Below are 26,643 nucleotides of genomic sequence, written 5' to 3' on the forward strand. Positions count from 1 at the left end.
AGCGGTTCAACGTAGACTGTCTGGCAATCAGCTCGGCAGCAGCGTCATGCTTGCCAGGCTCAAGCGAGCCAGACATGGAGAAGGCCCTTCAGTTTGGCCGAGTCCCATACAGAGCGGCTCTGACCGGACAACTGGGATTCCTTTCCAGGGTCTTGGCGTGATCTGACCTTGTGGATCAGGGGCGTGAGATGCGTTAGCGCTGCGATTCAACGATTCGGTACCCCCGCCCGATTGAAGGCGAGCCATGGTTCATCGCTGTCGCTAAACTGCCTACCCCGGCGCCATGATCGTTGCCGAAACAGTTGGAGGAATCCAAGTCAGTGTCGACCGACACATGGCAAAACCAATCAGGCGTGTGTCATGTCGTGTTGGCCGATGACGGCAGCTATGCGCTGCCCGACACACCCAAGGGCTTGATCGTCTTCTGGTGGGATGGCCGGCCCGTCGCGCACCGCTGGTCGGTCGAGCCCGCACCGGCACCACTCATCGGCCAGGTTGATGCCCAAATGCTGGAGACCATTGCCGACGAAGAGCGGCGAGGCTTTTCTGCGCAGCTGGATGTGAGCGTCGTCATCTGCACTAGGGACCGTCCCCAAGAGCTGCAGCGCTGCCTTGCCACCTTGCCCCAACAGACCTATCCACCTCGCGAAATCATCGTTGTTGACAATGCCTCCAAGCATCAACGAACCCGAGCGGTAGCCATGGAAGCGGGAGTGATCTATCTTCGTGAAGATCGACCTGGACTCGACTTCGCTCGAAACACCGGCGCTAGCTACGCCACCTCGCAGATCGTGGCCTACACTGACGATGACGTTATATTGCATCCGAATTGGTTGGAAGGGTTGGTTTCGGCATTCGATGATCCGCGCATCGGGGCAGTGACTGGTCTAGTGCTCCCCGCTGAGCTGGCCACTGAAGCCCAACTTCATTTCGAGACCTACTGGAGCTTTGGTCAAGGATATAACCGGAAAGATTTTCACCCAAATGCTTTCGCGGCCTGTGATATCGAAATATTCCCCGCCTGGAAAGTCGGTGCAGGTGCCAGCATGGCGTTTCGGCGCGATATGTTTGATCGTGTTGGCTACTTTGACACGCGTTTAGACGCTGGCCAGGCTGGGTGTTCTGGGGACTCTGAGTTCTGGTATCGGCTCCTCGCCAAGGGCTTTTCCTGCCGCTATGAGCCAAGTTCAGTTGCCTTCCACTTCCATCGCAGGACTATGGAAGGGTTGTCCAGCCAGATCTTCCAATACATGCGGGGCCATGCAACTGCACTGCTCGTTCAATACGAACGTACCGGTATTGCTTCTAATCGATCTCAAGCATTTCTGCGAATGCCATGGTGGTACTGCCAAAGGATAGTGAAGCGTCTACGCGGGAGAGCATCAGCCCAGGATCGGTTTCTGAAGGAAGAAATACTAGGCTATCTTGCTGGAATAGTCTATTATTATCTTGCTGGAAAGAGTGACGATGAGCTCCGCTAGCCATCCACGGACATCAGTCATCATACCGGCCAGGAATGCCGGCAAGACTCTCGCAGAGACGCTGGACAGTCTGCTCGCGCAGACTGACCCCGACTGGGAGGCGTTGATCATCAACGATGGTTCAACTGATGAGACGGCGGACCTCATTGAATGCTATGTGCAGCGGGATCACCGCTTCGTTGGTCTTCATGGGTCAGGGCTTGGGGCCTCTGGTGCTCGAAACATCGGTTTAGCCAGTGCAACCGGACAGCGTGTGCTCTTTCTGGACAGCGACGACTGGATCGACCATCGTTTCCTCATGCTCATGAACTCGGCATTGGACGCTGCTCCAGGCGCTGATCTGGCCTATTGCGGCTATGCCCGGATCATGCCAGATGGCCACCAGCAATTTGTAGACGCTGATCCCCTCATTGCAGAAGCACCTTTCGAGAAGTTGTCCAAGCACTGCGCTCCTGCGATTCATGCAGTGCTTCTCAATCGTCACGCCCTTTCCCGCGTTGGCGGTTTCGATACGGATCTGCAAACTTGTGAAGACTGGGATCTTTGGCAGCGCATTGCCCGTCTTGGAGGGAGGTGGATTCCCGTCGAGGGTTTGTTCAGTTATTACCGGGCGAGCGTCGACTCCCTATCCTGTGATGTCGGTCAAATGCTCACCGATGCCCGCATTGTGATCGGGCGATGCTTCTCTGGGGATGCGCGCCTATCGGACACAAACGACCACTATCCCTTCGGAGCCTCCACTGCGGATGGTTGGACAGCAGACCTCGTTTATTATTACTTTGTTGTTTCGTGTGCGGCCTTTGAAATAGGACGTGGTGCCAACGGTATCGGCACCTTGGACGTCCTGAGAAACTTTCATCTTTCAGAAGATTATTCAAAATACATTGTCGAAACTCTTTTTGATGGCGTCATGTTGGGCCTGCGGGCCATCCCAGCACAGCTCGCCGCACGCTGGTCAGACTTCGGCTCCTCGATAACGGAATTGATCGCCGAGCTTGGCAGACTCTGGAATGATCCAGTCGCCGCTCGCAGGGTTCAATACGGATTCGAGCGACTTGTGCTGGACTACGACGATCTCGCCCAGCCCCGCCATCTTTATCTGACTCTTGGCCTGCGCGTGGATTTGCGCCATCCAGCACCGCTTTCTCCGCCATTGGGGATCGATCGTCTTTATGTCTACCTCTGTGATGGTCGCGATGTGCTGGCGCTGCTGGATCTCGGGATCCTTGGCACCATCACGTCCCGCCACTGGCTTGACATAGCGGTCGCGCAGCTTGGCTTTCCCACCGCTCTCGCTATCGCCCCTCTCTCTCTCGGACTCTCTTCGCTGACATGGCAAATTATTCTGCAAGGCTTACGCGCGGCCAAGCATGCGCCGCGCGAGCTCTTTCGGCGTTCTGGCTGGCGGCGTATTCGGCAAGCGGCCGCTCAAAGGGCGCTGAGCAGCACCTCAGCACCTTCCCGACCGGCGACAAGCCATAGGGAACAGCTCCTTCATCTGCAGAAGCAGGCTGAGCAATCCACCGATGCATTAGGCACCTATCTGTATACGCCTGTTGATCGTGCTGTGAGGAAACCTAAGCAGGAGACTTACGCTGATCGCAAGGCCTACTGGGAGAACGTGTTCCAGGAGCCCGATCCCTGGAACTATGGCTCTCCCTATGAGCAGGAAAAATACTCCCGTCAGCTCCTGTTGCTACCCGATCGCCCGATCGCCAGGGCGATCGAGATCGCTTGTGCCGAAGGTCGCTTTACCGAGATTCTGGCACCCCATGTTGAACGGTTGATCGCAACCGATATCTCGCCTACAGCTCTTGATCGGGCACGTCACCGCTGCCGCGCTCAGAACAACATTGATTTCCGGCAGCTGGATCTCGCCATTGATCCCTTGCCCGAAGATCTGGATCTGATCATCTGTTCGGAAGTGCTTTACTATCTCTATAGTGACGTTGAATTGAAGCGTGTCGCAGAAAAATTTGCGGCTGCTTTAAGGCCGGGTGGTCATCTTCTGGCAGCCCATGCCTTCGAGCTCAAAGAAGATACTTCCAGGACTGGTTTCGACTGGGGCAATCCCTGGGGAGCCAAGACGATTCATCGCGTCTTCAGTGAGGTATCTGGGCTTTATCTCGATCGATCGATTTGTACGGATCTTTATCGCATCGATCGGTTTTCTCGCCTCGTGGATGGTGCGCCGAGCTACGACGCGATGATCGAGTCGCTGCCCATCAACGCTGAGATCGATGTCGAGCTGGACCGCCAGATCGTTTGGGGCGGCGCCATCGCTCGTCGGGCGGACTTGGCCGTGACAGAGCGGCACCGACAGGTCCCAGTGCTGATGTACCACCGAATTGCCGACCAGGGCCCCCTGGAGCTTGCGCCCTATCGCGTTTCCCTAAAGATGTTCCAAGCCCAGATGCGGTGGCTGCGGCGGAACGGCTATCACACGATTGTGTCTGATGAGCTTGCCTGGTTTCTGGCCTACAACCATCCGTTCGTAGGCCGGCCGGTGATGATCACCTTTGATGATGGTTACCAGGATTTTGCCGACACGGCATGGCCACTGCTCCGTCGTCATGATTTTCGTGCCGAGGTCTTCGTCGTCACCGATCTCGTCGGCGGAAGGGCCGACTGGGACTGCCGCTTCGGAGATCCGGCGTCGTTGATGGCCCCCGATACGATCGCGACCCTGGCGTCCCAGGGCGCTCGCTTCGGCAGCCATCTGGCCAGCCACTGCGGTGCCGATGGACTGTCGACCCGCGATCTGGCCGAGGAGCTCCTGCGCTCGCGGCACTGCCTCTCACAGTGGACAGGACTGCAGCCCTGCGCGCTGGCCGCACCCTTCGGCCTCACTGATCAGCGGCTGCAGCGCCTTGCGGCCGAATGCGGCTACAGCATCGGCTTCAGCACGGAATCCGCAGCGGCGTCGTTGTCAGACGATCCCATGCGACTGCCGCGCATGGAAGTCCGGGGTGACATGGAGCTTGAGGAGTTTGTGAGTGTGTTGGAGGCGTCCCAGTGAGCGACGATCAACTCGTGAGCGTTGTTATCCCGGCCTACAACGCCGAGGAGACGCTTGACGAGACGTTGCGCAGCGTTCGTGCCCAGACCCATGGCAACCTGGAGATCATCGTCATTGATGATGGATCGACCGATAACACCCGTGCACTGGCCGAGCGGCATGCCGCAGTCGATCAGCGCGTTCAGGTCCTTCACCAACCAAACGCGGGCGTCGCCGCCGCACGCAACGCCGGTTGGCAACAGGCGCGATCCGGATTCATCGCCTTTGTCGATGCCGATGACCTGTGGGCGCCGACGAAGATCGAGCGCCAACTACGAGCCTTGCAGGCTGCAGGCCCTCGAGCCGGCCTGGCCTACGTCTGGACCGTCCGCATCGACGCCAACGGCATTGCCGGGCGCTCTTACGGAGGAACAGACTTCGAAGGAGATGTCCTTTCCACCATCCTTCGCACTAACTTCATCTGCTGCGGCAGCAATGTACTGGTCCGCCGTGAGGCCTTGATCGATGCCGAAGGCTTCAGCAGTCGGCTACGAGCCGCAGGGTTCGAGGGTTGTGAAGACTGGTCGCTCACTTGTCGTATCGCTGAGAACTATCTCTTCGTGAGAGTTCCTGAGTTCCTGGTCGGCTATCGCGATCTCCCCAACAGCATGTCCAGCCAGCATCAACGCATGTTCCGTTCACACATGCTGGCGTGCCGTGAGTTCGCTGCTAGACGTCCCGACCAGTTCGGACCGGCAATGGATGGCTTGATCAACTACTGCATCTGGCTCGTTGAAGAGGCCATCGGCAGGCGCGACCGACGTCAAGTGTGGATTCTTTGGTGGATGATGTGGCAGGAGCACCGCCCCGGGGCGTTGAGGGTGTTGGGGCACTTGTTGTTGAATCCAGTCCGGGTGGTTCGTGACCGGCTTCGCCGCTCAAAGGGATTGATTGGGTCCGAACCTGCTTTTCCACCGGGTCGATCTTTTCTTGAGATGGCGCGACGCTAGGGTCTGCGTGGAGGCATTTCTTACCGCTTGGACTCGGAACATTCAAGGCGTGCAGCGCTGAAACACCTGGCCGCGCTGCTTCGTCTCACTCCCAAGCCCGCCTGGGGCACGCCGGTTTTGATCAGCATCGGCCTGGCGACATCGCTTGCTGAAACGCTGGGCATCACGCTGATCGTCGCCTTCGTGTTCGTGGCGCTGGGTCAGACCGGGGAGGCCACCGAGGCTGTGGGTGGCCTGCTGGGACAAGCGCTGGATCGTGCACTCGCTGTTTTTGGCTCGCCCACCCTGATGGCACTGGGCATCCTGCTGCTGATCCTGGGAAGGGCGATCATGTCCTACGCCAACCAGGCCCTCAGCGCCACGATCAGCGAGCGCATCAGCGAGGCTTTGCGCAACCGCATTCACGGGCTCTACCTCACCGCGCCCTACGCCTTCATGCAACACCATGAGCAGGCACAGTTGATGGAGGTGCTGGGCTCCGAGTCGTGGCTGGTCGCCGATGCCTATCGCAGTTTCACCAGCATTCTGATCGGGGCCTGCTCGATCCTGATCTTTGGTGTCTTCCTGCTGGCCCTGTCATGGCAGATCACCTTCACCGCCTGCGTTGGGTCGCTCATGATGTCGATGCTGTTGCGACGGCTGTCACGTCCGGCTCAGGCGTTAGGTCGCACGGTCAAGCAGGTCCACCAGGACCTGGCGGAGCAGATGCTGATGACGATCGAGGGCCTGCGAACCATCCGAGCCTACGGACAGGAGCGCGCCCACCAGGAGCGCTTTCTGCGCTCGTCGTCTGAGGCGCGCAGAACCTCGCTGGCGCTGACGCGCCTGTCGGCGTTGCTTGATCCGATCACCGAGGTTGGCTTTCTTTTGATCCTGTTCGGGATCGCTGCCGCCGCGGTGCATGGGGGCACGAGCCTGGCGACCGTTCTCGCTGCGGCGGCACTGCTCTACCGACTGCAGCCCCATGCGCGCGAAATCGAGGGCCACCTGCTGTATTTGGCACAAATCGAGCCACGGTTGCGCTCGGTGCGATCGATGCTGAAGGTCGAAGGCAAGGCCGCTGGAAGCCAAGGGCACCTGCCCATGGAGTCGCTGCGCCATGGCATTCGCTTCGAAGGCGTCAGCTTCCGCTACGCCGACGGCTTGCCGCTTGCGCTTGACAACGTCAGCTTCGAGATTCCAGCCGGCCGCACCACCGCGCTGGTGGGGGCGAGTGGTGCCGGCAAGACGACCGTGATCCACCTGTTGCTGCGGTTGTACGTGCCCGCGGCCGGCACGATCCAGGTCGACCGAATGCCGTTGCAGGACCTGCGGCGCACGGAGTGGCTGGGCCAGCTGGCCGTGGCCGGACAGGATGTCGACCTGATCGAGGGCACCGTCATCGACAACATCCTCATGGCCGATGCCAAGGCGTCGCGAGACGACGTGCTGGACGCGGCGCGCATGGCCGGTGTGGCCGATTTCGTCGACTCCCTGCCCGAAGGGTACGAAACCTGGATCGGCCAGCAAGGGCATCGCTTTTCAGGCGGCCAGCGCCAGCGCCTCGGTCTAGCCCGCGCACTGTTGCGAAAACCGCAACTGCTGATACTCGACGAAGCCATGAACGCCCTCGACAACGAACTTGAGCACCGTATCAACCAAGCCATTGCAGAGCGGTTTCACAACTGCACCGTGCTGATCATCAGCCACCACTCTGACACCGTGCGCCACGCCGACCACTTGATTCATCTTCATGGCGGGCGTGTTGCGACATCAATGTCAACGTGACCGAAGAGCTTCGTCCCTTTGCGTAACGGCAAAGTGTCAAGTCCGACTCCCCTGCCTTGATCTGCTCGTGAACTGGGTGTCATGACGCGACCCTGAATCAGTGTTCCGGTTTCTGGATTAGTCGAATGCGGCAAGCATGTGTTGTACTCTATTCTGAACTTCTTTGCCAAGGCTATGGAATCTCTCAATGTGAACATGTCGTGATCTTTCCCGTGATCGATCTTTCGGAATCACCACAACCTTTCAAGCTCACACCCCTTTTCTGGCTTTGATGGTTACGCTCGCATGATCAGCCGCTGTGGTTGCCATGGTGATTCGGGAGACACGGGGATCGCTGGCGGCACCAGCGGGATGCTTCAGTTGTTGCAGAATTCCCAGCGACCCCAGTCGCTCCACCGCCGATCAGGTTGCCGACCGGCTCAAGGACCCATTCATTTCCTTCGAGTCTGGCGACCGCTGCAGTAAGGCCCAGTTCACCCTTGGCTTCCAGAACGTAAAGACAGCCGGTGGAAGAACAGAGAGAGGTCGAGAAACACTCCTAGGTACTGCCTTCTGGCGACTTCCTGATCAGAGCCTCGCAGGCGAAGTCCACTGGTCCGCTGCCCGTCCTGGGAGGCGCGGCAGCCTTCGGAGGGAGCGCCAGGCTAAGGCTCCATCTCACACCGACGTTTGTCAACCAGTTCATGTTCATGTCTGCTTCATCGATGGAGCTCCGCAAGGTTTCAGGGTCGTGTTCTGGCCATTACCATTATCCTAATCCCTTTTGCGTTGCCTCTAAGATCATATTGTCCTCATCTTCTGAGCATTTAGTTGATGACCAATCATGGACGCCTCACTGCTCCTGGTCATATTCAGTCACACCTTAATAGCCCAGTCGGTTGGAGGACTGGCAACTTGCATTGTCACGGGATGATGCCATCACGGGAGACTTTAGTGGCCCGAATGCCCCCGATTCCGTGGCGCTCGCGATCCATCCCATTGACATCCACGTTGGCATCCAACGCTGGCAAGCCACTGGTCCGCCGGGTTCAACTCTGGTCGTCCTGATGGCCAGCACCAAGGATCACAGAGCGTTCCAAGCGTTCAATTCGGCCCTCCTGGCCGAACGGCTTGCCATTATGGCAGTCGCGTTATTTGTGATCCAGCGCATTTCTCTGGTGGTCAGCAGCCTTCCCTTTCGCCTGCTGGAAACCGTCTGGCAACAGCGCTTCATCTCCGCCTGTCTTGATTCGGCCACCATCACCCTTATCGCCCTTGGACTGATCCACCTTTCCATCGCTTTTGCCGTGGGCGCCCGGCACAAGGGAAAGGATGTGCCTCTGCTGGTGGGACGGCACACCATGCTGATCATCCGAGCCCCTCGGGCATGGATCCTCACTGCCGGGGGCCTGCGTGGCCTGCCCCTTCCCGGCCCTCTTTCCCTTCTGAGGAAGCGTGTTGTCCCCGGTTCCTGCCCGGCGGACGACAGCACCTCGGAAACGGGGGTACCCCCTCCTCCCCCCTGGGACCTTGCCTGTCGGCCTCCTGGATGGCACCCTCCAGGCAAAGGCATGGTTGCAGCGCTTTACAGCCAGTGGCTGCAGATAGGTTGCAGATTTGCTGAAATGCTGAATGTTGCTTAAGCCATTGATGCCCTGAGTTTCAGCCCAAAGGCAGCCTTTACAAAGCCTTACATTGGACGGGCTCGGTATGGTCAGACTCCTTGGTGCTACAGCGTTTCTCCACTCCTTTCCCCTCTTGCCGTCCCTGTCCAAAGCCCGCAACGGCCCGGCGGAAGGCTTGGCACGAGCGTTTTGGGGAGGCAGCACAGTGGCCGTTACAAAGATTCTTGAGCCTGAACGCATGGGACCACCGGTGAAAACCTAAGCCCTTGCTCAGCCTTGGCCATCAAACTCTTCTCCTGCATTGGCCCGAGCACAAAGACAGCATGGTTGCTGCACAACGATGATGAGTGCGGGGGAGAAGGTTCCCTTCCATCCCCACACCCCCCCCACAGCAATGTCATTTCCCCCAGCGTTTTGGGCGCAATGACTTTTGACTGGCTCGGAGATTCCATCTGGCAACAGTTGGAAGTTCTTGACGCGGATGGACTTCGTCTTTAGTTTTCCCTCGTTTCGCCATGATTTACACAACTAAGGCAGGGGGCAATCCATCTCCTTACTCCCTCATCCAAGAGTCCTCCTGTGAGCCCTGGTTCTTATCGGTATTCAACAGCTTGTACTCATTGATATCGAGCTCAGCACGCTACGGCCAAGCCCGACATCTTTGTCCTAGCCCTATTCGGCTCTTTACAGTTTTACGTGTGATCTAAACCCAAGATCATTGGATGTTATTTAGGATTTCACAAACGTTCTTTCTGGTCTTTTTCCTGATGGAATCAACTAGTAGCTCCACTCTTCCGTTTTCGGATTTTCTTGCCACAGGTGGCAGCTTTAAAGACCAGTCCAGTTTGTTTTCAGTCATTGGAGATCTATCAAGTCATCCCGCGTCGATTGCTTTCATCGATTCCAGAGTTGATGATCCTTTGGCGCTGATGGCAGGGTTTGAGGCAGATCTACGGGTTCTTCTGGATCCTGCAAAGGACGGTATCTCCCAGATCTCGGAAATTCTCAGAGGCTATCAAGATCTGAGCAGAATTGATATCCTCACTCACGGCGGATTGGGAGAGCTTCAAGTCGGTAGTGGATTTCTGAGCGCTGAATCGCTTCCGGGTTATTCTGCCATGCTTTCAGAATGGCAAAGCCACCTTGCGGATGATGCAGACATCCTGATCTATGGATGTAATGTTGCGTCAGGAGAAAAAGGAAAGGCCTTTGTCAATGAAATCAGTGTGCTGACTGGCGCTGATGTCGCTGCTTCAATTAACCTGACAGGCTCCTCGTCCCGTGGCGGAGATTGGATCCTTGAGCATGCAACGGGTACGGTTGATCGAGCGACACTTCTCGCGCCTTCATTTCTTGAATCTTACAATGGGATTCTTGACGTGATGGGTAGCATCACCTTGGATCAGAAATTGGCCAGTAACTTGGCAAATTCAATTACCAAAGTCGAGCGCCTACTTGTTGCCAATCTGAACGTAAGCAACGGTGAGAAGTTTACTTTAATGGGCACAGAGATCAATTCTGAGCATGCTCGGTTCGATTATATCCGCTTCGTTCCGGTAGCCAGCCTGTCTTCTGTGACTATCGAGGCTGAAAGCATCGCGAACCGCAGCGGGTACCGGCTTGAGAGTATTCGCGCCGCTTCCGGTAGATCGGTGTTGAGCCTGATGGGTGGTGCTGCCAACGAAACCGGCTCCGCCACCTTTGCTTTTTCTGGTGCCACGGGCTTCTACAACGTGATCCTGGGCACCTTCGATGAAAACGATGGAAGTTCAACCTTCTCGCTAAATCGAAATGACTCCGGTGTGGTAACGATCAGCGGCACGTCTACCCAGGGTCAGACCCTGACGGCCATGGTCGCGGATGCGGATGGGCTGCCGGCGACGATCAACTATCAGTGGCAGCAGAGCAACGATGGCACCAACTGGAGTGCGATTTCTGGGGCCACTGCACGCACCCTGACCCTTCAGCAGGCGCAGGTTGGACAGCGGGTACGGGCGATTGCTTCCTATCGGGATCTGCTGGGTGCGAGTGAATCAATCACCAGCACGCCCACCACAGTCGCTGCTCTCCATGTGAATGCTCCAGGTCTGGTATCGATCAGCGGCACGCCGACCCAGGGCCAGATCCTGACGGCCACGGTTGCGGATGCGGATGGGCTTCCGGCGACGATCAACTACCAATGGCAGCAGAGCAGCGATGGCACCACCTGGAGCGCGATCACGGGGGCCACGGCACGCACCCTGACCCTGCAGCAGGCCCAGGTCGGCCAGCGGGTCAGAGCGATCGCGTCCTATGTGGATCAGCGGGGTGGCAGCGAAACGCTCACCAGTGCGCCGACAACGGCGGCTGTTCTTAATCGCAATGATCCGGGTGTGGTGTCCATCAGCGGGACGCCGACCCAGGGTCAGGTCCTGACGGCCTCGGTCGCGGATGCGGATGGGTTGCCGGGGACGATCAACTACCAATGGCAGCGGAGCAGCGATGGCACCACCTGGAGCGCGATTGCCGGGGCGACGGGCCGTACCCTGACCCTGCAGCAGGAGCAGGTTGGCCAGCGCGTGAGGGCGATTGCGTCCTACGTGGATCTGCTGGGTTCCAGCGAAGCGCTCACCAGTGCGCCGACAACAGCGGCTGTTCTGAATGTTAATGATACGGGTGTGGTGTCCATCAGCGGCACGCCGACCCAGGGTCAGCTCCTGACGGCCACGGTCGCGGATCCGGATGGTCTGCCAGCAACGATCGACTACCAATGGCAGCAGAGCAGCAATGGCAGCACCTGGTCGAATATCATCGGTGCCGTGGGACGAACCCTGACCCTGCAGCAGGCGCAGGGCGGACAACAGGTGAGGGTAAATGTAACTTACACTGATGCATTGGGTACGCCGGAAAGCAATAGAGTTTCGACTCCATTGCTCATTTCCTCCACGGTTGCCCCGCAGCCAGTCTATCTTTCCGACCTCACACCTACCGTCAGCATCAACGGCTGGGGTCCTTATGAACGCGACATCAGCAACGGCGAGAACGCCCCCAACGACGGGCGCACCCTCACCATCAACGGCACGACCTACGCCAAGGGTCTCGGCGTTCACGCCAGCTCCAGCCTCACCTACTCCCTCGGCGGCCTCTACAGCCGCTTCCAGTCTTTCATCGGGATCGACGATGAAGTTCTAAGCACCAGGGGATCCGTGATCTTCCGCGTTCTCGCAGATGGTGCTGAGATCTTCCGATCAGGCATCCTCACTGGCGCCTCCGACCCTCAGTTCGTCAATCTTGATGTCACAGGAAGGCAGACACTCCAGTTGATCGTCGACACGGCCGATGGCTCCGCTTCCTGGGATAAGGCCAACTGGGCTGACGCCAAGCTGCTCTTCAGTGGCTCGCCGGCCACTCCCCTCCCTTCCATCACTCTCGGCGTCTCTCCTGCTTCCGTCACAGAAGATGGCACACCCAACCTTATCTATACCTTCACACGCACTGGCAGCACCACCACAGCGCTGAGCGTTAACTACACCGTCGCCGGCACGGCCACCAACGGCACCGACTACACCGGCATCGCCAGCACCGGAACGATCTACACCGTTTCCTTCGCGGCGGGATCCGCCACCGCGACCGTCACCGTCAATCCCACCGCCGATAGCACTGGTGAGGCCGACGAAACCGTCGTCCTCACCCTCGCTGCTGGCTCCGGCTACCGCATTGGCACCAGCTCCGCCGTCACCGGCACCATCACCAACGACGATCAGGCCGTCATCACACCGCCGCCACCATCGAGCACGGCCTACCTTTCCGACCTCACACCCACCGTCAGCATCAACGGCTGGGGTCCCTATGAACGCGACCTCAGCAACGGCGAGAGCGCTCCCAACGACGGGCGCACCCTCACCATCAACGGCATCACCTACGCCAAGGGTCTCGGCGTTCACGCCAGCTCTAGCCTCACGTATACCATCGGCGGCCTGTACAGCCGCTTCCAGTCCTTCATCGGGATCGACGACGAAGTTGCAAGCACCAATGGATCCGTGATCTTCCGCGTTCTCGCCGACGGCGTTGAGGTCTTCCGATCGGGCACCCTCACTGGCGCCACCGACCCTCAGTACGTCGATCTTGATATCGCAGGACGCCAGTCACTCCAGTTGATCGTTGACACTGCTGATGGCTCCGCCTCCTGGGACAAAGCTGACTGGGCTGACGCCAAGCTGATTCGCATCGGGACAACCGGCGTCAATCGACCTGGCACAATCAGCCTTACCGGGACGCCGACCCAGGGCCAAGCCCTGACGGCCACGGTCGCGGATGGGGATGGGCTGCCTGCGACAATCAATTACCAATGGCAGCAGAGCAGCAATGGCACGACCTGGAGCGTGATCGCTGGGGCGACGGGTCGTACCCTGACCCTGCAGCAGGCGCAGGTTGGCCAGCGAGTGAGGGCGATCGCTTCCTACGTGGATCCGTTGGGTGCCAGCGAAGCGCTCACCAGTGCGCCGACAACAGCGGCTGTTCTGAATGTTAATGATCCTGGTGTGGTGTCCATCAGTGGCACGCCGACCCAGGGTCAGCTCCTTACGGCCACGGTCGCGGATGCGGATGGTCTGCCAGCGACAATCAACTACCAATGGCAGCAGAGCAGCAATGGCACCACTTGGAGCGCGATTGCCGGGGCGACGGGCCGTACCCTGACCCTGCAGCAGGCGCAGGTTGGCCAGCGCGTGAGAGCGATTTCGTCCTACGTGGATCAGCTGGGTTCCAGCGAATCGCTTACCAGCATGCCGACAACAGCGGTTGTCGTTGGAGGAACTCTCCCTCCGTCTGGTGGGAAGTTGAGCTTACCGCTTGAGGCATGGTGGGGTGGCCCTGCGTACTATGCAAACTTCCCAACGGCTGCGGCTGCGGGGTGGACAGATCCATCGTTCTTCCCTATCGGAGTGTTCTACGGCAAACCAAGCCATGCCGCACAGTTGAGGCAGGTAGGGATAAACACCTACATGCGTGCAGAGTACGACGGATCTAGTGTGACAAGCATGACGGATACTGGCATGTTCCTGATTCTGCAACCTGAATGGACTGCGGCACAGGTTGGCAATAACCCTCGCGTCGTCGGTTGGCACGTTTCCGAGGAAGTCGACATGGCGCCTGGTACAGAGGCCGAAAGGCTTGCAATTCACACCGCAGAAGTTGCAAGGCGCAGGGCGCTGAATGATGGGCGTTTCATGCAGGCCAACTTCGGCAACGGAGTCTTGGGGACATGGTGGTCGCCAAACATCATGGACGACCTCATTGCCTCGACAGATGTTACCACCGTAGACAAGTACGCCTACACGAGCCCTGATGTTCGATTCGAATACGGGAGGACTCCCTACTGGCCGTCTGGTCAGAATCCAGACTCTGCATCCGCTTATGGCTGGCAACAGGATCGCATGGAATTACTGGGATCCCAGCTCAACGGGGTAGCCACAGGAGTCCAGAAACCCAACTGGGTGTTTGTCGAGACCGCCAGGCCGTTCCTCACCGAAGCCGGAGCCGAAACGATCAGACCGGAAGAAATTGAAGGAGCTGTATGGAACTCCCTCATTAATGGCGCATCAGGTGTTGCGTATTTCCAACACAATAATGACGCGACAAATGGCACCTATTCACTTGTCACAGGTGATCCGGATAGATTGGCGAAGGTCACCGAAATCAATGCACAAGTTCAGCGGATGGCGCCAGTCCTCAACAGCCAGCCGTATCAATGGAACTTCGGCACTGGGCTCGACACATCCCTGCGGGTTTACAATGGTGACGTTTACATTCTCGCCATGACCGATGGCGGAACCGGTGTCCGTACTTTTACTCTTCCCCCTGGCGTTTCCGGGGCGCAGGTTGAGGTGGTTGACGAAGGACGCACCCTCACCGTGACCAACGGCACCTTCACCGATACATTCGCCGCCGAGCACACCCACCACATCTACCGGATCTCGCTCCGCTAACTCCCACCGATCTACAACACACGAAAGCCTGTCCGGTGAACACCGGGCAGGCTTCTATCTTGCCCAGATTCCATCTAGCTGCTCAGCTGCGTCGAGGTCAGATGAGAGATTCAATTGGCGGCCCCGCCGCTCACGATTGGCCGAGTAGGCAACAGCAGTGTACGAGTTGCCGTGATCAATGGGTTTGTCGGTTTCCTGCTGAGCCCACATGTGCCTTGTCATCTGCCGATCGTCGTTGGACCCATTAATGTAGAAAAGGGAAGTTACAACAGCATCTTTAGGGTTTCGCCCAAAGCTAGTCGTTGTTGAGGTTACACGGCTCGAGCCCGATGAATTTCATAAACTGGCTTTTGCAGAGTGTATTGCAGGCCTGCAATGACCACAGTTGCTGAGGTAACTCCCAAGGTTGGTCCAGTTCCTGAGAGCTGGCGCGTTGTCGGGCCGCCTTCCACTGCTGGATGGCCTCCAGGGGCGTCGCCTTTCGAGTGCCGACTCGCTCTGTAGGTGCTGGACTCCATCCGGTTCGGCTTTGCCAATGGCCTGGCTTCCGGCACCGGGGCGAACAGCTCCATTGTCAGGAATCCACCGCCAGACAGGTTGTTGACTGATCCCACGAATTGCTTCTCCCATGGTGTCCCTGACTTGATGAATGCCGTGTCGGAAGCGCTGACCGTGCGCCACTCCTGTAGTCCATTCGCAATGAAATCAGGCCCATTTTCCATGGGCAGGAGAATGGGTGGTGCAGTTCTGGCCCAGCAGAAGGCAGGCACGGCGCTGGGAAGACTGGACCCATTCCTGCACAACTACGACAGATCAGCCGCTTGCGGCTGATCTGCTCGGGGTTGTGGCGCTTGCCCTTCATGGGGCTTCCCGATGCCACGTCTGACCGGTAGGGAAGCTCTCATCAGGGCTGGTTCAGATTCTGGTGTCCATGTCCTGGGTGCTTCAGCGACTGTGGAGCCAACGTCAGGACAATCTCAAGCAACACGGTCCAACTCCATGGCGATCACCGGGCTCTAATGCCACCACCGAGTTCGATGCACCCCCGACACTTGGCCATGGTCGCTTAGTGTTCAATCGGCGTTCAAAGATGATCGCCCAAGTTTGTGAAATAGGGGAGCTTAGGATTGAGAGGACCAAATTCCATCATTCCTTTCGTCGTGCAGTGCCTAGGGCTTGGCGCCGCACCTCGAGCGGCGTCCCTGACTTGGCTGAGATCATGACTGCGACGTCCGACTCATGTAGTGAGTCCATGAACGCCGCCGCAGAAGTGCTGCTAAGTGGCTTGGTGTCCCAATAGAAGTGGCAAAGCGATTGACTCGTTGCCCCTGGATACCCTTTCGGTGAGATCTCATCGCGGAACACCCCATAGAGGATGAACTCTGAGAAGTGTGTTTGGCGACAGATACAGTCGATCCAACTCCGCCCGGTGACTTCCTCTATTCTTGACCGTAACCTCATGACCAATCTCCGGTCCCAGGGTGTCATGGCACTGATGTAATCTGGCAGAGGAAGTGAGGACATGTTGGGTATGCCGAGGAGCTTGCGTGCTACCCGATGCCATTCAATATGGCGAGGCATGCTTGCATCAATGGCCTCAGGTACTTGATAAAACTGCACCACACCCTGATGGATGAATGTGTCCGCCGAGAAGGATCGGACAAAAGCCACATCTGAGTCCACGAGGAGCAGTGCGTCAGTGCTGATATACTCAGCGACCGATAGCTTGACAAGTTGCTGTGCAATCCAGCCCCTCACAGGCGGCCACGGGGACCGGAGATTCACCCAGGCATTGACTCCTGGAACTGATCGAATGCTCCTTGGAAATATGTCATCAACGGCGACCACTTCGCAGCGAGGACCAGCGAATCGCGAACGAAACTGTTTGACGTCGCGGGAAGGAGTAACGATCAGGTGAGTAACCTGTTCTGATGCGTAAAACTCAAACGACGTGCGGAGTTCGGAAAGCAACTCCAGATCGGGTGCGTAGCTGGGTGTTACCACCGTCAGACCCTGAGCCTGGTTGGGCAACTGGCCGAAGATATCGTTTTGGGGAGAATTACCCATGGTTCGACGCAGGTGAGTTCTTTGCTGGGGGTGCGCTCAAGGGCTCAGGAGCAACGGAGAGGTAAAGCTTCGGCGCATGCGCTTTCCAGTTGACTTCACATTCCACTCATGGTCACTGCCAGGGTTGGAATACTCATTGATTGTCACTGGAAGACCATTTTCCATGGAATGCAGCGAGATCTGACGCAGGGGAAGCCCAAGTGAACCTTTTGAACCTTACCATGATTGCCTCGATCCAGCCAGACTGGCGTTCTGGCGATGAGAGCTTGTTGCTGGGGTATACCCATAGCGGTTAACTGAATCGGCTGCAAAGATCGTGAGACCATCTCAGTGAGTCGTTTGCTAATCCTAGACATTCCTAGCGAAGAGCAAGGGATCTGTTGCCTGCGCTTTGAATCTCTGGCCATCCCCATGTTTGTTGACTCGACAGCCCTCCAGCGCAGACCCCAGCCGAATGATTGATCGCAATGGCCGACCCGACGATCCAGCGCCGTCGGCAGTCTGTGGACGAAGCGAGTCATTGGATTCATGTTCGCAGAGGGACGCCAGCCCAGTGAGCCCGACAGCTGGCGCGCCTCCAATCCGTCTACCTGGTACGCCGTCCCTCCCGGAACATTGGAATACAAGCAGCAGCCATGTCTTTCCATGCGAGACGGCAAAGCAGCCAGCGGGCGAGCTTTGGGAGGCGAAGGAATGATCTCTTCAAAGTCCGAATGCGGCCTCTCAGCCGAGGGAAGCGCACCGATTGTCTGTGGAAGAGATCGACTCGGTGCTTTCAGCAGCTGTCCTAAGCGTGGATCAAGCTATCCAGGTTCCAAATAAGCGCGTTGAAGCGGGGAGTCAGGACAAGGTGCTTGGTCAGTGCTCTCTTCTTGTGGACAGATCGCGTTCCCACCTGAGGGTGGTGTGATTGGCGCGCCTGCGAGCTGCAGCGGCGAGGAGGGCGTAACAAACGGCGTCCACTGCACTCCCCGGACCTGCCACCGTGCGTAGCAGCTCGCGCACGCTGGCTCTGCCGGTGTCGAGGGACTGTTCCGCAGGGCCCCGCCGTGATCGTGAAAGCACAGCCATCAGGTCTCGCACCGTTCGCGGGGTCCGCACCACCACCGCCGGGCCGGAGGCGACGTACTTGCGACCTGGCGGAAAGCTGCGCTCGACCAGCAGATCGTCAGCGATCACCCGGGGGAACTTACCGAGGATCCGGTGACCTGCCTCGCTCAGGCCGTAGACGCCCGCGCCCCACATTGACCCTGACATCGAAGGCATCCGTCCGCGCGCTCGGTAGTACGCGATCACCACGGGTTCGGCACCCTGCAGATCCCAGCGGAACGCTGGTCGGGCGGCGAGGATGCCGTCCCCGGCGAGTGCCCGCACCGCCTGCGCCAGCGCTTCCGCTGGAGCCTCGATATCTGCGTCGAGGTAGAGCCGGGGCCAGCGGCTGGCATGGGCATCGCCGGCATTCAGCGCGGCAGTCTTGGAACCCTCGGCGAGTTCCACCACCCGCACCCCCGCGTGGGCACGCGCCCGCTCGGCCGTGTCGTCGGTGCAGCCGTTTGGCACCACGATCACCTCCGCGGTGCCCGCGGCGACCAGAGGATCCAGCGCGGCGAGCGTGCGGTCGATCACCGCGCCCTCGTTATGCGCCGGGATGATGATCGACGCCGAGGGAAATTCCTCGGCCGGCACCGGCGCGTACTCGGCGCAGGGTATGTCTGCCGGGAGCCTTCGGCGGCGCAGAGTACTTCGGGCCAGCTCGTGGCTGCTACCCCCGCGGCGCAGTTCCTCTCCGAGGATGAGGAACAGCCGGTACAACTCCACACTCAAGGGGCGGTGCTTGCGGAAGTAGTTGACCTTATTGACGATCAGCAGTGTGTTCAACTGTGGTGAGGAGCCACTGCCCCCCCCTCGGTGCGTCACTTCGGCTCCCGGCTCGAACCACACCGAGAATCCTGCGGCGCGGACTCGGCGGAAGAAGTCGGTCTCTTCCGAGTACAGGAAGAAGCGTTCGTCCCACTGTCCCACCGCGTCCCACGCCGGTCGCGCCACCATTAGCGCGGCTCCCGTCGCCCAGTCGATGCGCTGTGCCCTGCAATACGCCCGATCATCGCGGATGAACTCCGAGAGCCACGGCGGCCGGGTTCGCCAGAACCGCCCGAGCACTGCATCGGATAAGGCCCGGACAAGCCCTGGTTCATTGCGGAGTGAGTGGGCAAGCTTCCCTCGGCCGTCGCGGATGACGGGAACCACGGCTCCAACATCCCCGTCCAAGCGCTTCAGCAGCGCAACGATGCAACCGGGTTGCACGACGAGATCAGGGTTAAGCACCAGGACGGCAGGGCAATCACCTGCGTACGCCATGGCCCTGTTGATCCCGGCGGAGTAGCCGAGGTTTCCGCCGGTGTCGACCGCTACCACATCTGGGTAGGCTCGGGCCAATTCCAACGTGGCGTCGCTGGAGCGATTGTCTGCCACGATCAATCGCAGCGCGGTGTGTTCGGCCTCGGCTCGCAGCGACTCAATCAGCGCGGGCAGGTCGTGCGCGGAACAGTAGGTGACCACGATGACGGCAACCTCTGCCGCCTCCCCCACCAGACGAAAGCTGCTCACCGCACTGTCGGCACATTCCACGCTTGACCCATGAAACCCTGACAAAGGAAACATGCTGGCCGACAGCAGGAATGATCTTCGCTCTCCACCAAAGGGCCCATTGAGGCAGCATCCATCACCAAGTTTAACAATAGCTCAAATCTGCGGAAAGCAAAACTCGATTCCCGGCATTGGGTTGTGCATTGCCGAGACTCCACTGGTCCGTCGGCCAAGACTGGGGGGTCTACCATCAAGCCGCGCCCACCATGAGCAACAGCTCATTGCTGGACGTAAGCTCATCTCGGCGCAGCCCAGACCGGGCTCTACGACATCAGGGAAACCCCACAAACTAACGACTGGGAAGGTGACGACTGAAATGGTATCGAATCCTCGCTCGCAACGGCCTAAAGTTGACCTGCAAGGCATAGCCTTTGATGCGATTACTGAATACGAAACCAGTGCCCACATCATCGATGCCTTGCGTCGGCATCAAGGTGGCTACATTGTCACCGCTAACCTTGATCATCTGCTTCGCTGCAAGCGTTATCCCAGATACAAAGCCCTCGTCAATAAGGCTGATCTCGTCATCGCTGATGGTATGCCTCTGATCTGGGCAAGCCAACTCCAAGGGACTCCTCTCCCCGAGCGGGTCGCTGGATCCACCCTTTGCATCAGCCTTGCCCGAGCGCTTGCCGATCACGGCAAATCCCTCTTCCTGCTTGGTGGTAACCCCGGGTCCGCCGAACAAGCTGCCATAGCCATGAAGCAACGCACTCCAGGCCTGCGTATCGCGGGAACGTTTTGTCCAGAGTTCGGCTTTGAAAGTGATCCGGCGCAACTCGAAGCCATTCACCATCTCCTCCAGGCTGCAAAACCCGACATGGTCTATGTGGCCCTCGGGTCTCCCAAGCAAGAAAATCTCATCGATCGCTTGCGATTGGAGTTCCCAGGCATGTGGTGGATGGGGGTCGGCATCAGCCTGAGCTTCATCTCCGGCGAAGTCCAACGTGCTCCGCTTTGGATGCAACGACTCGGTCTCGAATGGATCCATCGCCTCACTCAGGAACCCGGTCGACTCGCGAAACGCTACCTCGTGGATGGCATCCCCTTCGCCATCGTGCTCCTGACCGAGAGCGCATTTCGACGCCTGAACAGGAGACGCTAGTTGCAGCCCGTCGATCCCTCACAGTGTCCATGGTGTTCCTTCTGCAGTCCGGTCAGTCCGTGGCGATGCCTGCCAGCCGGAGCATCTGTGCTGCGCGCTCCGGCCAACCATGCTCACCGGCTAGCCGCTGCAGATCCTGCGACTCTGCCCGCGATGGCGGTTTCGCGATGCACTCCACCACGAGCTGGGCGAACGCCTCTGGTCCGTCGGCAATGCGGATGTGTTCGGACCCCAGCCAGCGCGAGGCGTCCAGGTCGGTGGAGACCACTGGCAGTCCCGCAGCGATGTAATCGAGAGTCTTGAGCGGGAAACTCGCCTGGTTGAAGGCGTTGATGAGGTAAGGGGTCAGCCCTACCCGAACCGCGGCGAGTTCACGCACCACCTGCTCAGGTTTCACCAGCCGCCCGAGCCACTCCACGCCGGGGCGCCCTAACAACGCGTCCAGCCGCCGCGCGTAGTCCGGGTCCCGATCCACTCGGGGGCCCAAGATCCGTAACCGCACACCGGCGTCCACGACCGCATTCAGGCATGCCAGGTCGAGACGTTCGTTGAGGTGACCGACAAGGATGGCGACCGCCTCAGAGCCATGGGGTGGTGTACCGGGCGGTGGAGCCCCGTTAGGCAACACCTCTGCCGTCACACCCTCTGCCGCCAGGGAGAGCAGTTGCTGGAGGAGCACTGGGGCGACCGCCGCCACGGCGTCCGCTTCGCGGGCGTTGGCCGACACCACTCGACGCACCCAGCGTGGCGACAGTCCCATCAGGCCCGACCCGGCCAGCCAGTCGTCGGTGGCGAACAGGATCCGCCTGCCGCCAAAGCTCTGCGGAAACCGCGTCACAGGGTTGGCGACCACCACCGCCGCCGGCACGAGCCCGGCGGGAAGGTTGCGGCGCAATGTCCACCGCTGTAACAGCCTGGTCATCAAGCGGCTCACAGGCTTTGTAGCCAGCGGCAGAGCGGGGACACGCAGCCGGCGAACCCGCGGCAGTGTCTGCTCGACAGCAGGAGGTTGCCCCCGCAGCCAGCCGGCCCATTGGCCGCGGCTAGGCGCATCGACGAAGATGACATCGTGGTACTCGGCGATCGCTTCGACCATGCGTCGATCGGTGTGGAACACGTTGTCCCAATCGACGCCAGAGAACCAGACGATAGGGCCGCTCATCGCGAGGACACGAGCATCTGGTCAACGTACAACGGTTTCAATGATTTCAATGTCTTCGTGGTGGAATCATAGGTGTGACCGCTCCCGTCGAGTTGAAGAAGCCGGCCGCCCATATAATGTCGAGCCCCCCGGGTTGCTGCTGTTGCCATGCCGGCGAATGCCCCACACGTGGTGATGGGGGCTGTGGTCCTGACTCATCGCCTACTCCACCATCATGACAAAGCCGTTAGGCCTACGGGGCCATAATTCAAGACGGTGGGCAGTCAGCATCAGCTAGGTTGACTTAGTGGAGTTTTGATGTGATGTTCGATGAACTCGCACAACCATCCAGCCGAGCGGCGGCAGACTACTCCGATTCGTAGAATTAACGAATTGAGGCGCGCCAAAAACTGCTATCGCAGCGATCGTGACGTAGAGGAAGACGATCGATTGGTCGAAATAGGCAACTGAGATGAAGGTGGTCGCATGGGCGAAAAGGGAGGCGCCTAAAGCCCAGCAGAAAAAGGCATGCTCAGGCTGTGATCTTTGTGTAACGGAAACCGAACGCCCGACGATCGAAAAGGCCTTGGCGATCAAAAAGATGAACATCAGCATGAGCGGCAGCCCGCCTACCACTCCCATCTGCAAGTATTGGTTTGTGATGTCAGCATGGTTAGGGCTCCATGCGACTCCATAGGGCATCCAGTGGCGTGTGTAGTCGGTGCCGGCTAACCACCACTCCCCGAGGTGTTCCAATGACGACTCGATTAACCTGGCGCGGTGCCATCCGGTGCTACCTCCTGCGAGGTCAATGCGTCCTATCAGATAGTAGGGCGGTGACTTCATGACGACCATCAGAAACACATAGAGGCAGATCAGCGTCCAACGCAACGTTCGCAAGTGGCTACGCACGTGCCAAAGCAGCAGGCCGATGGTCGCAAAGAGCGTGCTCATCAAGGGGCCACTGGAGGCGCTTGCGACAACCATCGTTGCCGATGCCATCGCTCCAACGATTGCGGTGAAGCGATGGCGACTCCAAAGCCCGATGCACATTGGTAGCATGACAGCCCCGACCGTTCCGGCCAGGATTGAGTGTGCAAACGGACCCTGGGCGCGGATGCGACCCTGACGAATCTCAGGAATTTCGGCTACGCCGCCAAGAAGAGAAAACAGGTTGCTCGCTGCAAGCCTCTCGTAAACCATCTCCAGCGCGACCGGCACAAGGATCCAGGCGACGACGCGACAGAGGAAGACGACGTCTCCTGGAGTGCGACAGAAAACCCTCAATAGGATGTACGTCCCAAAAGCGTTGAAAACGATGCCGCCATTTCCGATGAGTGTGGCGCCTGGATCGCTGCGAAACGCGCTGGCAGCTAATGCGCAGATGGACCACACCAGCATCAGCATGTCCAGCGGGCTGCGCGGTAGCCCGCGGTACTCGCCGCGCATGAAGATGCGGATCAGGCCTGCCAAGATGAGGAGCCGAATCGCGTAGAAGCTCAGCGGACCTAGCATCACCCCCTGAGCCAGCGGAAAGTAGCAGGTCACGACCAGCACAGGGACAGGTGCCCATCGACGTGGGGCGACCAGCAAGGCCAGAAGTGCCACTGTCAGAAGCGCGAGACCAACAGGCGATAGGGGGATCACGGCGGGCTTACCTGTGCGAAATAATGCTAGACAATGGTTCGGGACCTTTCTTGCACCGGCAATCGGCAACTTGTCTATCCATGCATCTCGCCGCCGTCACTGACCATGTGTGAATGTCCCCGTCTCCACGCCGAATGTGGTGGCGATGATCCGCCGTCGCGATGTCACCATGCCCAGTGCCGACCACGTGATTCACCTTCGGGACGTGCGAGTGACGCACGCGGAAGCCTTCTTGATTCTGGCCCAAGCGAGAAGCGTATGGCGCATCAATCAGCACCTTCCCCATCCACAGAGGCCATCAGATCTGTCAAGAACGCTGTGAATGCAATGGATCTGCTCAAATGACCTTAACATTCACAAGCCCAAGTTCCTCCGTGATTTGATGCAGAAGGCTGAGATTCTGGATGCCCAGGTATGGAGTGTCCAGGTTGTTCCTGCTGACAATGGGTTATGGGGCCTACAGGTTTGTGGTGCGACCCAGCAGCGCCAGACCTCACGCCCCATGCCTACGCACCCCACCCGCCCGCAATCGGCTGGCGCGCCTTTGTTGAGGTGGGCCAACGGCCCTTGCGGATCGACGCAACAACAGCAGCAGGCCTTGGAGTTCATGCAGCAGAGTCCCAGCCTGAGGCGGATTGCTCGGCTGGCGACTGGTACCAATCAGCATCCTGGCCAGGGCGATGCTGAGCCATGGGCTGAACTGCCTGAGGACCCTCGACCCCAGCTGCTCGAGCAGCAAACGAAACCAGCGGGTGCAGCCCGGCGACTGAACCATTTCGACATCAACCAGCAGGCCCGGTTCCATCGTGATGGCGTCCGGATCGCCGGTGATCGAACGGTTGGCTTTCTGAGTCATGCGGCGTCCTGGTTCACCGGCCATGGGACCGAGTGCCCATGGTTGCGCAGCGACAACGGCTCTGCTTGCCAGTGGCATGGGTGGCGAAACGCCTGTCATGCCTTGGCATTTAAGTTCAACAGGACCAGGCCCTACACCCTTCCAAGCAAAGGTAAGGTTGAGCGATTCTTCGAGCCGGAGCTTCTGCGAGGTTGTGGACTCTGCTGGAGGAGTGGACTCGTGTGACTCTCTAGGGCTCGTCAGCCTCCAGAACCGAGAGGTTGCCGTTCTACCAGCTCTTCTCTTGCGGCCGCACGTCATACTTGGTCTTAGGCGGCCCAATCGGCAGCGGCTCGCTCAGCTACAAGCATGAATCACCTTGTGGCAAAGCATAGTTACCTAATTGGACAGGTTATGCTATGGTATTGGGTAGCGTGAATAGCTGAGCTCAAGACTGCTGCAATTTTTGTACGCGTCCTCCCTTGGCCGATGATCGAGTGACTATTGCACCGTCAGCTCCTCGTTGATCAATGTTCTCGATGGAAAATAATCGATCAAGCGACGATCAGAAGATCTACGTGACGCGGCCATTTTTGCCACCTTTGGAAGAGTTTATGCCCTTCCTCCGTCAGATCTGGGACAGCAAATCTCTAACAAACTTCGGGCCTTTCCATCGTCAACTAGAGGAAAGGCTTTGTGAGTATTTAGGGGTTGAATACATTTCGCTACTCAATAATGGTACCAATGCGCTGATAGTCGCATTAAAGGCTCTGGATGTATCAGGGGAGGTTATTACCACCCCTTATTCTTTCGCGGCCACCACGCATGCACTGGCATGGTGTAACATTAAGCCAGTATTTGTAGATATTGATCCTTGCACCTTGAATTTAGATCCAAGCAAGTTAGAAGAGGTAATTACGCCACAGACTTCCGCCATTCTTCCTGTTCACTGTTATGGCAACCCATGTGATGTGGATTCGATTCAGGCAATTGCCGATGCATTCAACCTCAAGGTGATTTATGACGCCGCACATGCTTTCGGCGTAAAGTGTCACTGTGGCAGTCTGCTTAATCATGGTGATCTTTCGGTGCTAAGCTTCCACGCCACAAAAGTCTTCAATACCTTTGAGGGAGGAGCCATAATCAGCAGGGACTCAAAGACTAAGGAGCGTATTGATCTTCTGACAAACTTCGGGTTTGATCATGAAGACAATGTCGTCGCGAGTGGCACCAATGCGAAGCTAAATGAGTTTCAAGCAGCACTTGGTCTTCTCCAGCTAGACTATATAGATCAAGTCCTATCTCGCCGTGCAGAAATTGATGCTCGTTACCGGGAGGCAATTCATGAGATTGCAGGCCTGACATGCATTTCGAAGCGTCACCAGGAGGTAGCCAACTATTCCTACTTCCCAATACTTGTTGAAGACGACTATCCACTGAGCCGAAACGATCTTTGCCTGAGGCTCAAAAATGACGGAATAATTGCTAGAAAATACTTTTTTCCGCTGATCTCCCAATACCCTGTCTATCGTGACCTTCCATCGGCATCTGATTCCCGCTTGACTGTTTCTGCTGAGGCGGCAAGTCGGGTGTTATGCTTGCCAATTTATCCAGAGCTAACCTCTTCAGATCAAGCACGTGTCATTAGGCTTTTGTGTTATTAAACGAATGCTTAAATGTTGTCTAGAGCAGTTACATCAGTGTTCAATGTGCCATGTGCCGGTCACATCTATTCAGAACCTAAAGCTCTTTGTTCGAAGCGGATCTAATCCAGCGAATGGCGTAAGTCGAGCGTCATCCTCTTATGGGGAATCTTCACTTCCATTGGCCTGATTTAGATGATGCTGCGAAAGCGATGCATTTCGTGCAGCACCTCCTGCTTCCAAGGATTTGAACGTGTGAACCAGTCCTGCAGTAGATCGAACCGCGCCTTCGCCAGCATTGGAATCGGCCGGCAACCTCCTCTGCTTGAAGAGATGTGATACACAGTCTATCGTTCATCTTCTTTAAGAAGTGCCGGCACCACGTCCTACTTCTGGTGTCGATCCATTTGCTTTCTGGCATGTTCAGGTGAAGAGGGATCGCCATCCGCTCCAGCGCCAGCCTTGGATTCGAGCAGCCTCTCTCTATATCTTACCTGAACTCTAATGAGAATCTCATGAACTATCGACTTTCTTAAGCTAGAGTGGGGGAAGAGTGAAGTCTGACCCAGGTTCTGAATGCCTGAGCCCATTGCCGTTTATCTCTCCGACCTGACGCCCACTGCGAGCGTGAACGGTTGGGGTCCTTATGAGCGCGACCGCAGCAACGGGGAAGACGGGGCGACAGACGGGGGCACCCTCACCATCAACGGCACCACCTACGCCAAAGGTCTCG

Annotated in this window: 14 protein-coding genes; 9 read left to right on the plus strand and 5 right to left on the minus strand. The window is 58.1% G+C overall.

Annotation, left to right across the window (positions count from 1 at the left end):
- Positions 1-302: 302 nt before the first annotated feature.
- The 6 genes from KBZ08_RS11130 to KBZ08_RS11155 all read left to right on the plus strand — a co-directional run bounded on the left by KBZ08_RS11130 (position 303) and on the right by KBZ08_RS11155 (position 14,826).
- Positions 303-1,481, plus strand: a complete 1,179-nt coding sequence (locus tag KBZ08_RS11130) for a glycosyltransferase family 2 protein (protein WP_254972960.1) — start codon at positions 303-305, stop codon at positions 1,479-1,481.
- Positions 1,468-4,500, plus strand: coding sequence for a trifunctional glycosyltransferase/class I SAM-dependent methyltransferase/polysaccharide deacetylase (locus tag KBZ08_RS11135; RefSeq protein ID WP_254972962.1), 3,033 nt, complete (start codon positions 1,468-1,470; stop codon positions 4,498-4,500). The genes KBZ08_RS11130 and KBZ08_RS11135 overlap by 14 nt, the downstream gene beginning before the upstream one ends.
- A complete protein-coding gene (locus KBZ08_RS11140; RefSeq protein ID WP_254972965.1) occupies positions 4,497-5,489 on the plus strand; it encodes a glycosyltransferase family 2 protein in 993 nt (330 codons plus the stop codon). The genes KBZ08_RS11135 and KBZ08_RS11140 overlap by 4 nt, the downstream gene beginning before the upstream one ends.
- 27 nt (positions 5,490-5,516) lie before the next feature.
- Entirely contained in the window at positions 5,517-7,256 is a 1,740-nt protein-coding gene (locus KBZ08_RS11145) for an ABC transporter ATP-binding protein (protein ID WP_254972967.1), read from the plus strand.
- A gap of 956 nt (positions 7,257-8,212) precedes the next feature.
- A complete protein-coding gene (locus KBZ08_RS11150; protein ID WP_254972968.1) occupies positions 8,213-8,878 on the plus strand; it encodes a hypothetical protein in 666 nt (221 codons plus the stop codon).
- Positions 8,879-9,582: 704 nt separating this feature from the next.
- The gene (locus KBZ08_RS11155; protein WP_254972970.1) at positions 9,583-14,826 is read left to right on the plus strand and encodes an NPCBM/NEW2 domain-containing protein; all 5,244 of its coding nucleotides are present in this window, start codon (positions 9,583-9,585) and stop codon (positions 14,824-14,826) included.
- A 1,146-nt stretch (positions 14,827-15,972) separates the two neighbouring features.
- Here KBZ08_RS11155 and KBZ08_RS16655 read toward each other — a convergent pair.
- Positions 15,973-16,893: a DUF6492 family protein gene (locus tag KBZ08_RS16655; protein WP_396122410.1), complete on the minus strand. Its 921-nt coding sequence runs from the start codon at positions 16,891-16,893 to the stop codon at positions 15,973-15,975.
- 858 nt (positions 16,894-17,751) lie between these two features.
- Positions 17,752-19,500, minus strand: a complete 1,749-nt coding sequence (locus KBZ08_RS11160; RefSeq protein ID WP_254972971.1) for a glycosyltransferase family 2 protein — start codon at positions 19,498-19,500, stop codon at positions 17,752-17,754.
- A gap of 343 nt (positions 19,501-19,843) precedes the next feature.
- Between KBZ08_RS11160 and KBZ08_RS11165 the strand changes: the two genes are divergently transcribed.
- A complete protein-coding gene (locus KBZ08_RS11165; protein ID WP_254972973.1) occupies positions 19,844-20,644 on the plus strand; it encodes a WecB/TagA/CpsF family glycosyltransferase in 801 nt (266 codons plus the stop codon).
- A gap of 52 nt (positions 20,645-20,696) precedes the next feature.
- Here KBZ08_RS11165 and KBZ08_RS11170 read toward each other — a convergent pair whose 3' ends face one another.
- From KBZ08_RS11170 to KBZ08_RS11180, 3 genes are all read right to left on the minus strand, one after another.
- Positions 20,697-21,806 (minus strand): glycosyltransferase, encoded by a 1,110-nt coding sequence (locus KBZ08_RS11170; protein ID WP_254972975.1) that lies wholly within the window; start codon positions 21,804-21,806, stop codon positions 20,697-20,699.
- 273 nt (positions 21,807-22,079) lie between these two features.
- Positions 22,080-23,333, minus strand: coding sequence for an O-antigen ligase (locus tag KBZ08_RS11175; protein ID WP_254972976.1), 1,254 nt, complete (start codon positions 23,331-23,333; stop codon positions 22,080-22,082).
- Between the two features lie 592 nt (positions 23,334-23,925).
- Positions 23,926-24,312, minus strand: coding sequence for a hypothetical protein (locus KBZ08_RS11180; protein WP_254972978.1), 387 nt, complete (start codon positions 24,310-24,312; stop codon positions 23,926-23,928).
- 485 nt (positions 24,313-24,797) lie between these two features.
- Here KBZ08_RS11180 and KBZ08_RS11185 point away from each other — a divergent pair, with 485 nt between their 5' ends.
- Positions 24,798-25,931 carry a DegT/DnrJ/EryC1/StrS family aminotransferase gene (locus KBZ08_RS11185; protein WP_315861257.1) on the plus strand — a complete coding sequence of 378 codons (1,134 nt, stop codon included), beginning with the start codon at positions 24,798-24,800 and terminating at the stop codon, positions 25,929-25,931.
- A 555-nt stretch (positions 25,932-26,486) separates the two neighbouring features.
- Positions 26,487-26,643 (plus strand): NPCBM/NEW2 domain-containing protein (locus KBZ08_RS16660; protein WP_396122414.1); only part of this gene is annotated, 157 nt, incomplete at its 3' end.

Source organism: Cyanobium sp. Candia 9D4 (assembly GCF_024346155.1).
GTDB classification, from domain to species: Bacteria; Cyanobacteriota; Cyanobacteriia; order PCC-6307; family Cyanobiaceae; genus Cyanobium; species Cyanobium minutissimum.

Excerpts from the sequence above, each read along its gene's own strand:
- KBZ08_RS16655 (WP_396122410.1), bottom strand. The coding sequence starts at position 16,893 with ATGGGTAATTCTCCCCAAAACGATATCTTCGGCCAGTTGCCCAACCAG.
- KBZ08_RS11135 (WP_254972962.1), top strand. The coding sequence starts at position 1,468 with ATGAGCTCCGCTAGCCATCCACGGACATCAGTCATCATACCGGCCAGG.
- KBZ08_RS11155 (WP_254972970.1), top strand. The coding sequence starts at position 9,583 with ATGTTATTTAGGATTTCACAAACGTTCTTTCTGGTCTTTTTCCTGATG.
- KBZ08_RS11180 (WP_254972978.1), bottom strand. The coding sequence starts at position 24,312 with ATGGCCGGTGAACCAGGACGCCGCATGACTCAGAAAGCCAACCGTTCG.
- KBZ08_RS11170 (WP_254972975.1), bottom strand. The coding sequence starts at position 21,806 with ATGAGCGGCCCTATCGTCTGGTTCTCTGGCGTCGATTGGGACAACGTG.
- KBZ08_RS11185 (WP_315861257.1), top strand. The coding sequence starts at position 24,798 with ATGTTCTCGATGGAAAATAATCGATCAAGCGACGATCAGAAGATCTAC.